This window comes from Lutibacter sp., from assembly GCF_041596795.1.
Lineage (GTDB): Bacteria > Bacteroidota > Bacteroidia > Flavobacteriales > Flavobacteriaceae > Lutibacter.
Window position 1 is genome coordinate 1 of sequence record NZ_JBFHHX010000121.1, and the last position, 9,942, is coordinate 9,942.

Below are 9,942 nucleotides of genomic sequence, written 5' to 3' on the forward strand. Positions count from 1 at the left end.
ATGTAAGTACCGTTTTAGGAGATTCTGACATGCGCTCTTCTAATACAAAATTAGCGTGAGAAGTGTAACCTAATAAAACAGCTCTTTTGTGTCTTAAATTTGCAATATCTAAAACAATTTGCTGATTGTCATTTTTATTATTTCTAAAAGCTTTTGCACCAAAAGCGTATGACATTTTTTCGCGTAATTTTCTATCATCGGCATAGGTCATAAATGGCACATAGCTTGGATAGTCTAATGTAAAAACCCAACCTGTTTTATTATGTTGCTTAGCTGTTAATTCAGCCGCTTCAATAACACCTTCGGGTAAACCGCTTAATTGTTCTTTGTTTGTTAAATGCAATTCAAAATCATGTGTTTCTGCTAAAACATTTTCTCCAAATGTTAATTTTAGTTTAGACAATTCAGCATCAATTTTTCTTAACTCTGCTTTTTGTACTTCATTTAAGTTTGCACCGTTTCTAACAAAACTTTTGTATTTGTTGGTTAACAACATGTCTTGTTCATCGGTTAATTTTAGTTCATCTTTAATTTGATAAATTAATTTAACCTTTTTAAATAAATCTTCATTTAAAGTAATATCGTTAGAGAATTCAGTTAATAATGGTGAAACCTCTTGTGCTATTTGCTGAATCTCATCAGAGGTTTCTGCGGAGTTTAGGTTAAAAAATATACTAGAAACTCTGTCTAATTGCTGTCCGCTAAATTCTAAAGCTTCAATAGTGTTTTCAAAAGTAGGAACACTTTTATTATTTATAATTGCGTCAATTTCAATTTTTGCCTTTTTTATGCCTTCAATAAAAGCAGGTTTAAAATGGTTGGTTTTTATTTGTGAAAATGGTGCAGATGAAAAAGGTGTGTTAAATTTATTTAAAAGAGGATTATTCATAATTAATTATTGAAAAAACTGATTTGTAGAATGCAAATATATTATTAAAGTGACTATTTTATAGGTAGAGTGTCATAAAATTAGAATAGGTTAGAATATTTTATAAAAAAGTACACTAAAAAATATACTATTCATTATTAGGAAACGTTTTTAATAATACAAATTTACTTGAATATGGGAGCTTTAATTTTAGATGATAGAAATGAAGATTTAAAGTTTGATGAAACTAAAAAAACAAATTTAAAAATGATTAATAAAAGTAATAAATTGCCAATAAACACATTAATGCCAAAATTTACATATGTAAATAAAACTGGTGATAAAGTGACTATTGATAAAATAAATAATTTATAAATTATTTATTAAGCTTTTCTGAAGCTGCAATAACTTTTGTTTTTAAACTTTCTTTATACTCAACAATTTTATTTAAAATAATTGTATTTGAGCTACCAATTATTTGAGCTGCTAAAATACCGGCATTTAAAGCTCCATCTAAAGCAACGGTAGCAACTGGAACACCGCCTGGCATTTGAAGTATAGATAGTACAGAATCCCAACCATCTATAGAATTTCTAGATTTTACTGGAACACCAATTACGGGTAAAGGACTCATAGAAGCTACCATTCCTGGTAAATGCGCTGCGCCACCTGCACCTGCAATAATAACTGAAATTCCTCTACTATGAGCACTTTTTGCATAATCAAATAGTTTTTCTGGAGTTCTGTGTGCAGAAACAATATCAACTTCTGTTTCAATATCAAAACTTTTTAAAATATCTATTGCCTGTTGCATAATTGGAAGATCAGAATCACTTCCCATTATTATTCCTACTTTACTCATAATTTAATTTTTATATTTTGAAATACAATTTAAAAATATCGTTATTCTAAACTTGTTTCAGGTTAACGAATCTAGAAAATAAAAGGATATTTATTTACTTATAACTCTAATGGTGTTTTTTACTTTTTCTGCTATTTGTCTAGCTTTTTCAATATTGTTATTTACAACAGTAACATGACCCATTTTTCTAAAAGGACGTGTTTGTTTTTTACCATAAATATGTGGAGTTACACCATCCATTTTTAAAATTTCTTCCATATTTTCATATACAACATCACCAGAAAATCCTTCTTCACCAACTAAATTCACCATAATTCCGGCAACTTTACTATCGGTATTTCCTAAAGGAAGGTTTAAAATACTTCTAACATGTTGCTCAAACTGGCTAGTGTACGATGCTTCTATACTATAATGTCCGCTATTATGTGTGCGTGGTGCAACTTCATTTACTAAAATTTGGTCATCATCGGTTTGAAACATTTCTACGGCTAACAATCCAATATGCTGAAAAGATTCTGCAACTTTAAGAGCTATATTTTTTGCTTTTAAAGCTACTTCATCAGAGATTCTAGCAGGGCAAATAACATATTCAACCTGATTAGCTTCTGGATGAAATTCCATTTCAACAACTGGGTATGTTTTTAGTTCGCCATTTTTGTTTCTGGCAACAATTACAGCTAATTCGTTTTTAAAAGGAATTAACTCCTCTATTATACAATCGGTATCTGTTAAAGAATTTAAATCGTGTTGGTTTTTTACAATTTTAACACCAGTTCCATCATAACCAAACTGAGCTGATTTCCATACAAAAGGAAATTTTAGAGTTTCCTTTTTTAATTCTTCTAAAGATGAAAAACGTTTATGTGGTGATGTTGGAATAGTATTTTCAACAAAAAAATCTTTTTGTTTTCCTTTGTGTTGTATAATTTGTAAAACACTAGGTTGCGGATAAATTTCTAATCCTTCTTTTTCTAATTTTAGTAGCGCATCAATATTAACATGTTCAATTTCAATGGTTAATAAATTAACTGTTTTACCAAAATTGTAAACAGTATCAAAATCCATTAAACTTCCTAAATGAAACTCGTTACAAATTTGTGCGCACGGAGCATCTGCTGCGGCATCTAAAATACTGGTATAGATGTCAAATTTTTGAGTTTCGGTTAAAAGCATTTTGCCTAATTGTCCGCCACCTAAAACACCTAATTTAAAATTTGAAGAAAAATAATTTATCACTTTTTTATCCTTTCGGACAAAAATAGTAATCTGTTTTTAAATAAGTAACTATTAGTTAGTAATATTTATATAAGTACTGCTAACAACAGTTACGGTATATTCACGTGCAAACTGAGAATTTCCTGAAGTTTGAGGAGATCCATCAATAACACTATACTCACTGCTATCGCAACTGCATTTTAATTTTAAGCTGCCATCAAACGTCATAGCAGAAGAGCAATCGTTGTTTGGACAAGCTCTTTCGAAGGCTTTGTATTTTGGTGTTAAGCCAGTATTTATAACTAAAATACCTTGCAATCCATTATTAGATCCAGATTCAATATAAACCCAGCCAGATGGAATTAATAAGTTTTGATATTTGGGTAAATTTAAATTAATCCCCACATCAACGCTTGTGCTTGGTAACAAATCATAAGTTTCATTTTTCTCACATGAAAAAAAAGTAATTAAGCAAAATAATAAAATTAGATGACGCATAGTTATAATATCAAGTTTATTGCTAAACGGTTGCAATTTACAAATATTTTGTACATTTGTGTAAAATCTCATACTGGTTTCCAGTTTTGAGATTTTTTGTCTTTAATTAAAATGATAATTATGAGTAAAATTTCGTACTACACCGAAGAAGGGTTAAAAAAATTAAAGGACGAATTAGACAATTTAGAGCGTGTTGAGCGTCCAAGAGTCAGTAATGATATTGCTGAAGCAAGAGATAAAGGTGATTTAAGTGAAAACGCAGAATACCATGCAGCAAAAGAAGAACAGTCTCTTTTAGAGTTGAAAATAGCCAAACTAAAAGAAGTTGTTGCAAACGCTAGAGTAATTGATGAATCGTTATTAGATACCTCAAAAATATTAATTCATTCTAAAGTGAAATTAAAAAATACTGCCAATAATATGGAGTTTTCTTATACACTTGTGGCAGATTCTGAAACAAATATTAAAGAGGGAAAACTATCTGTTAATTCTCCAATAGGAAAAGGATTGTTAGGAAAGAAAGTTGGTGAGGTTGCCGAAATACAAGTGCCAAGCGGTATTATGAGTTTTGAAATATTAGAGATTTCTAGATAATAGCTATTAAATATATTGAAACAAACCCTTTTCAGTTTGCTAATTGAAAAGGGTTTGTTAATTTTGATTAAAATTTAAATTATGAGTTCAATATTTACTAAAATAATTAGTGGCGAAATTCCTTCGTATAAAATTGCTGAAAATGATGATTTCTTTGTTTTTTTAGATATCAATCCAAATGCAAAAGGACATACCTTGGTTGTGCCTAAAAAGGAAGTGAATAAATTATTTGATATGGAGGAAGATTTATACGCTAAGTTAATGAGCTACTCCAGAGAAATTGCTATTGCTTTAGAGAAAGCAGTTCCGTGTAAAAGAGTTGGAATGGCCGTTGTTGGCTTAGAAGTTCCACATGTGCACGTGCATTTAATTCCATTACAAGCAATGGAAGATTTTCAGTTTAATAAAAAGGTAAAGTTACAACCAGAGGAATTTATTGCAACAGCAAAAGCAATTGCAGAAAACTTATAATTTATTTTTTTAAAGAGATTAAAAAAGTAGTTCCTTTTCCTATTTCCGATTTTTGAACAACTATTTTACCGTTATGGTAATCTTCAATAATGCGCTTTGCTAAAGATAAACCTAAACCCCAACCACGTTTTTTTGTTGTAAAACCTGGTGCAAATATTTTTTGTTGAAGGTTTTTAGGAATCCCTTTACCGTTGTCGGTTATTTTTATAAAAACCTCTTTTTCTTTTTCTGAAATTGAAAGTGAGATTTTTCCTTTTCCTTCCATCGCATCTATGGCATTTTTTACTAAATTTTCAATTACCCAGCTAAAAAGTTGAATATTTAAATTTACAGGAATATTATTTTCAACAGATTTAAAATTGAATTCTACTTGTTTAGAACTGCGAGATTGTAAATAATGAAAAGAGTTTTGAGTAGCTTCAACAATATTATGTTCTTTAAGTACAGGGTATGAACCAATTTTAGAAAACCGTTCTGCAATAGTATTTAATCGTTCAACATCTTTTTCAATTTCGGCAACCGTGTTTTCGTCAGTATTTTCTAAGCGTAAAATTTCAATCCAACCTAAAAGTGAAGATAGTGGAGTTCCTATTTGATGAGCCGTTTCTTTAGCCATTCCTGTCCATAAAATGTTTTGTTCGGCAACTTTATTAGATTTAAAGAACAAGTAAATTACACTGGCAAATAAAAATAATATTAAAATTAAAGCAATAGGGTAATATTTTAATTTGGTTAATAAATCAGAATCTTTATAGTAAATATATTGTTTAATTTCTCCTTTATTATGGCTTACTAAAATTGGTTCATTTTGTTTTTTCATACTATTTAACTGGCTCTTTAAATAGTTTTTTTCTTGAGATTTTATAGTGTCTAAATTCGCCCATTCTGTAATGCTATCCTTTTCATTAGTAATAATCATTGGAATGTTATTGTTTTTACTAATAATTTTATCTTCTAAAGAAATGTCAGCCTCTAAATCGGCGATACTAAAACGTTCATAAGCGCCCGCTAAAATTTCCATTTTAGCTCTTTCTTCATTTTTAAATTTCTGAAAAAAATCATAAGTATTCCATAAAATAGAAGCAACAATTATAAAAGAAGCTATAATTACTATCCACCTAATAATATGTATATTTTTGTACGATGCCATTGTTCAAATATAAAATATATGTTACTAATAACTTAAAATTTAAATTGATATTATTTTAAAGTGCAATTAATTACTTCTGGTTAAAACTACATTTAGGTTAACTGTTTAATTTTCTGTAAAATTAAAGGATAAAATAATAGCAATATTTAAATTAAAAAATTGTGTTAAAATTTACATGTTTTACTTTTTTTAACTGTAGATGTTAATAAGTTTACAAAAGAACATAGCCAATTAATTGGGATTGATTCTTTAAAAAAACATACATTTGTGAAATCACTTTTAGAAAAAGAAATGATGATGTGAGCACTTGGAAAGTGCTTTTAATGAAATAATTAGACAAATGGAAATTACAGGAAAAATTAAAAAAATTGATGAAACTAAAACTTTTGGAGCAAGTGGTTTTAGAAAAAGAGAAATTGTTGTAACAACAAATGAGCAATATCCACAACCATTAATGGTGGAATTTGTACAAGATAAATGTGATTTATTAAATAATTACAAAGTTGGGCAAGACGTAAAAATCTCTATCAATTTAAGAGGAAGAGAATGGATAAACCCACAAGGAGAAGCTGTTTATTTTAACTCAATTCAAGGTTGGAGAATAGAAGGAGCGCAAGCTGTTGAACCAGGTTCAACGCCACCAGATGAAAGTTTTGAAACAACTGCTGATATTGATGATAATGAACCAGACGATTTACCATTTTAATAATAGGTAATTACAATATTTTAAAAAGAGAAAAACTACAGTTTTTCTCTTTTTTTGTTTCAGTATATTTGTAAAAAAATTAAAAAGTGTATTTGTTATCAAAAGAAATAATTTTTCCGCCAGTTCATTTAGCTAATAAAGATGGTATTTTGGCAATTGGTGGAGATTTATCTGTAGAGAGATTACAACTAGCATATAAAAGTGGTATTTTTCCTTGGTTTAATACAGGCGAGCCTATAATTTGGTATAGTCCAAAAGAAAGAATGGTGCTGTTTCCTAAAGATTTGAAAATTTCAAAAAGTATGCAGCAAATTATCCGAAAAAATAAATTTAAAATTACTTTTAATCAAAATTTTGCTGAAGTTATTTCAAACTGTAAAACTATTTATAGAGAAGGGCAAGGCGGAACTTGGATTACAAATGAAATGCAAGAGGCTTATATTAAATTACATAAGCTAGGAATTGCAAAATCTGTTGAAGTTTGGGAAAATAATGAACTAGTAGGTGGTTTATATGGTGTTGATTTAGGACATATATTTTGTGGAGAAAGTATGTTTAGCAAAGTTAGCAACACATCTAAATTGGCATTTATTTATTTGGTTAAAAAATTAGAAAAGGAAAATTATAAATTGCTCGATTGCCAAGTTTACAACACACATTTAGAAAGTTTAGGAGCTGATGAAATTTCGAGAACAGAATTTTTAAAGTATTTAAAAAATAAACTATAATTAGTTAAGTATATTTGAAATTAAAAATATTAATAGAATGGATTTAAAAAATGGTCAATTAGTAGTTGATACTTGGATAAAAGAACACGGCGTGCGTTATTTTAACGAACTTACAAATATGGCGCAATTAACAGAAGAAGTTGGTGAAGTGGCGCGCATTATAGCAAGACGTTATGGTGAACAAAGTGAAAAAGAAAGCGATAAAAATAAAGATTTAGGCGAAGAATTAGCCGATGTTGTTTTTGTAGTTTTGTGTTTAGCCAACCAAACAGGTATTGATTTACAAGCTGCTTTTGATAAAAAAATGGATGTAAAAACTAAACGAGATCACGATCGCCATCAAAATAATGAAAAATTAAAGTAAATGAATAAATATAAAAACGTTCCCTTTTTTAAAATAGCAATTCGCTTTGCAGTTGTTTTTTTAGTGTTGGTTTCATTTTTTGAAATTGGTTTCTCAATTTTAAAAAACATGAGTTTCTCCATAATGGTAGATCATATTTTTTCTGAAGGAAAATGGATTAATTTTGTAAAAAGAATAGGCGCAATGTCTGCTTTTTACGGTGTTTTTATGGCAGGATATTATAAGTTTATAAAAAAATAATCAGTAACTTTTTATAGAAAATTTGCACACTTCTACTGGAAGTTTAACTTTGCGGCTATTAATTAAAAATTGAAGGCGTTTTTTAATGTTTAAGAAGTATTATGGAGTTGTTAAAAATCAATAAAACAGGAAAAACTGTAAACGGAATTGTTCAAATTACAGGATCAAAAAGTGAAACAAATAGATTGTTGATTTTACAACAGTTTTATCCAAATTTAATCATTAAAAATATTTCAAATTCAGATGATTCTGTGTTAATGCAAAAAGCTTTAACAAGTACTTCTAATGAAATAAATATTGGACACGCGGGTACAGCAATGCGTTTTTTAACATCGTATTTTGCAGTTAAAGAAGGTGCTGAAATTGTACTTACTGGTTCGCCAAGAATGAAAGAAAGACCTATAAAAATATTGGTGGAGGCTTTAAAATCATTAGGTGCAAATATTGAATATTTAGAGCAGGAAGGTTTTCCTCCTTTAAAAATATCAGGAAAAAAACTTACAAACAGCTATGTAGAAATTGAAGGAAATGTAAGTAGCCAATATATTTCTTCATTATTATTAATAGGAGCTACCTTAAAAAATGGATTGAAGCTAAAATTTAAAGGAGAAATTACCTCTGTTCCATATATAAAAATGACATTAACATTGTTAGCAGAATTAGGAATTGAGCTTTCTTGGGATGATGATTCTATTACTATACATCCAAAACCTAGCATTTCATCAAAAACAATAGTTGTAGAATCTGATTGGAGTTCGGCATCTTATTATTACAGTTTGTGTGCGTTAAGTCCAAATTCAGAAATTACATTATCGGCCTATAAACAATCTAGTTTACAAGGAGATTCAGTATTAGCCGAAATTTATAAAAATTTAGGTGTTGAAACCACTTTTGGAGAAAATACAATAACCCTTAAAAACAAACGTACAACGTATAATTTTCCAACCTTAAACTTAAAAAGCGCTCCAGATATTGCTCAAACAATTGCAGTAACTTGTTTTGGATTAGGTATTGAATGTTATTTAACAGGGCTTCATACCTTAAAAATTAAAGAAACAGATAGGTTAGTAGCCTTAAAAACTGAAATTGAAAAATTAGGTGGTGAAGTTGAAATAACAAACGAAACATTATTGTTAAAAGCTTCATCAAAAATAAAAGAGAATATTAGCATTGCAACCTATCACGATCATAGAATGGCAATGGCTTTTGCACCATTAGCCTTAAAGGTTCCAATTGTAATAGAAGAGGCCGATGTTGTTTCAAAAAGTTATCCAACATTTTGGTCAGATTTTGATAAAGTAACCAACTAAAAACCTTAAAAACAAAGATTTATTGGGAAACACTTGACAACGCCTATGTCGATGTTGTATATTTGCGCACATTTAATAAAAAAAATACATGAAATTATCACATTTTAAATTCGATTTACCAGAAGAATTATTAGCTGAACGCCCAGCAGAACATAGAGATGAGTCTCGCTTGATGGTTTTAAATAGAAAAGATAAAACAATTGAACATAAATTATTTAAAGATATTATAGATTATTTTGATGAAGGAGATTTAATGATTATGAACAATACAAAGGTTTTTCCGGCTAGAATGTATGGTGAAAAAGAAAAAACCGGAGCTAGAATTGAAGTATTTTTATTAAGAGAATTAAATGCAGAAAGCAGATTGTGGGATGTATTAGTAGATCCAGCAAGAAAAATTAGAATTGGTAATAAATTGTTTTTTGGAGATGATGAAAGTTTAGTTGCCGAAGTAATAGACAATACAACATCTAGAGGAAGAACATTACGTTTTTTATATGATGGTTCTTACGAAGAATTTAGAAAAAAATTAGAGGAATTAGGAGAAACTCCACTTCCAAAATATATTAACAGACCAGTTGAGCCTGAAGATGAAGAGCGTTACCAAACAATTTACGCTAAACACGAAGGAGCCGTAGCAGCACCAACTGCAGGTTTGCATTTTTCTAAACATTTAATGAAACGTTTAGAAATTAAAGGAGTTGATTTTGCAGAGGTAACATTACACGTTGGTTTAGGAACTTTTAGTCCTGTTGAGGTAGAAGATTTATCGAAACATAAAATGGATTCTGAACAAGCTATTATTAATCAAGAAACTGTTGATATTGTAAATAAAGCTATTGATAATAAAAGAAGAGTATGTGCTGTTGGTACAACAGTAATGAGAGCTTGTGAAAGCTCTGTTTCTTCTAATAGTAGATTAAATACATTTGATGG

General features: G+C 29.1%; 14 protein-coding genes. 9 read left to right on the forward strand and 5 right to left on the reverse strand.

Annotation, left to right across the window (positions count from 1 at the left end):
• Nucleotides 1–889, reverse strand: an 889-nt coding sequence (locus ABY298_RS12410; RefSeq protein ID WP_372746379.1) for a M3 family metallopeptidase, incomplete at its 3' end; no start/stop codon positions are given.
• Nucleotides 890–1,063: 174 nt separating this feature from the next.
• Here ABY298_RS12410 and ABY298_RS12415 point away from each other — a divergent pair.
• Complete coding sequence (locus ABY298_RS12415; protein WP_372746380.1) at nt 1,064–1,243, forward strand: hypothetical protein; 180 nt, start codon at nt 1,064–1,066, stop codon at nt 1,241–1,243.
• 1 nt (nt 1,244) lies between these two features.
• On the opposite strand, the gene purE is transcribed toward ABY298_RS12415, so the two are convergent.
• The 3 genes from purE to ABY298_RS12430 form a co-directional block, all read right to left on the reverse strand.
• Nucleotides 1,245–1,730 (reverse strand): 5-(carboxyamino)imidazole ribonucleotide mutase, encoded by a 486-nt coding sequence (gene purE / locus ABY298_RS12420; RefSeq protein WP_372746381.1) that lies wholly within the window; start codon nt 1,728–1,730, stop codon nt 1,245–1,247.
• 90 nt (nt 1,731–1,820) lie between these two features.
• A complete protein-coding gene (locus ABY298_RS12425; RefSeq protein ID WP_372746382.1) occupies nt 1,821–2,966 on the reverse strand; it encodes a 5-(carboxyamino)imidazole ribonucleotide synthase in 1,146 nt (381 codons plus the stop codon).
• Nucleotides 2,967–3,017: 51 nt separating this feature from the next.
• Nucleotides 3,018–3,515 carry a hypothetical protein gene (locus tag ABY298_RS12430; protein ID WP_372746383.1) on the reverse strand — a complete coding sequence of 166 codons (498 nt, stop codon included), beginning with the start codon at nt 3,513–3,515 and terminating at the stop codon, nt 3,018–3,020.
• A 48-nt stretch (nt 3,516–3,563) separates the two neighbouring features.
• On the opposite strand from ABY298_RS12430, the gene greA reads away from it, so the two are divergent.
• Together greA and ABY298_RS12440 are read left to right on the forward strand one after the other, a co-directional pair.
• On the forward strand, nt 3,564–4,037 hold the full coding sequence (gene greA / locus ABY298_RS12435; RefSeq protein ID WP_372746384.1) for a transcription elongation factor GreA: 474 nt from the start codon (nt 3,564–3,566) through the stop codon (nt 4,035–4,037).
• 81 nt (nt 4,038–4,118) lie between these two features.
• The gene (locus ABY298_RS12440; RefSeq protein WP_372746385.1) at nt 4,119–4,508 is read left to right on the forward strand and encodes an HIT family protein; all 390 of its coding nucleotides are present in this window, start codon (nt 4,119–4,121) and stop codon (nt 4,506–4,508) included.
• A gap of 1 nt (nt 4,509) precedes the next feature.
• Here the strand turns inward: ABY298_RS12440 and ABY298_RS12445 are convergent, their stop codons facing one another.
• Nucleotides 4,510–5,658 carry a sensor histidine kinase gene (locus tag ABY298_RS12445; protein ID WP_372746386.1) on the reverse strand — a complete coding sequence of 383 codons (1,149 nt, stop codon included), beginning with the start codon at nt 5,656–5,658 and terminating at the stop codon, nt 4,510–4,512.
• A 340-nt stretch (nt 5,659–5,998) separates the two neighbouring features.
• Between ABY298_RS12445 and ABY298_RS12450 the strand changes: the two genes are divergently transcribed.
• The 6 genes from ABY298_RS12450 to queA form a co-directional block, all read left to right on the forward strand.
• Nucleotides 5,999–6,364 carry a DUF3127 domain-containing protein gene (locus ABY298_RS12450; protein WP_372746387.1) on the forward strand — a complete coding sequence of 122 codons (366 nt, stop codon included), beginning with the start codon at nt 5,999–6,001 and terminating at the stop codon, nt 6,362–6,364.
• Between the two features lie 86 nt (nt 6,365–6,450).
• Nucleotides 6,451–7,092 (forward strand): leucyl/phenylalanyl-tRNA--protein transferase, encoded by a 642-nt coding sequence (gene aat, locus ABY298_RS12455; RefSeq protein WP_372746388.1) that lies wholly within the window; start codon nt 6,451–6,453, stop codon nt 7,090–7,092.
• Between the two features lie 37 nt (nt 7,093–7,129).
• Complete coding sequence (locus ABY298_RS12460) at nt 7,130–7,456, forward strand: nucleotide pyrophosphohydrolase (RefSeq protein ID WP_291853075.1); 327 nt, start codon at nt 7,130–7,132, stop codon at nt 7,454–7,456.
• Nucleotides 7,457–7,696 (forward strand): hypothetical protein, encoded by a 240-nt coding sequence (locus ABY298_RS12465; RefSeq protein WP_372746389.1) that lies wholly within the window; start codon nt 7,457–7,459, stop codon nt 7,694–7,696.
• 101 nt (nt 7,697–7,797) lie between these two features.
• Nucleotides 7,798–9,006, forward strand: coding sequence for a 3-phosphoshikimate 1-carboxyvinyltransferase (locus ABY298_RS12470; RefSeq protein ID WP_372746390.1), 1,209 nt, complete (start codon nt 7,798–7,800; stop codon nt 9,004–9,006).
• A gap of 88 nt (nt 9,007–9,094) precedes the next feature.
• On the forward strand, nt 9,095–9,942 hold an 848-nt coding region (gene queA, locus ABY298_RS12475), incomplete at its 3' end, for a tRNA preQ1(34) S-adenosylmethionine ribosyltransferase-isomerase QueA (RefSeq protein WP_372746391.1).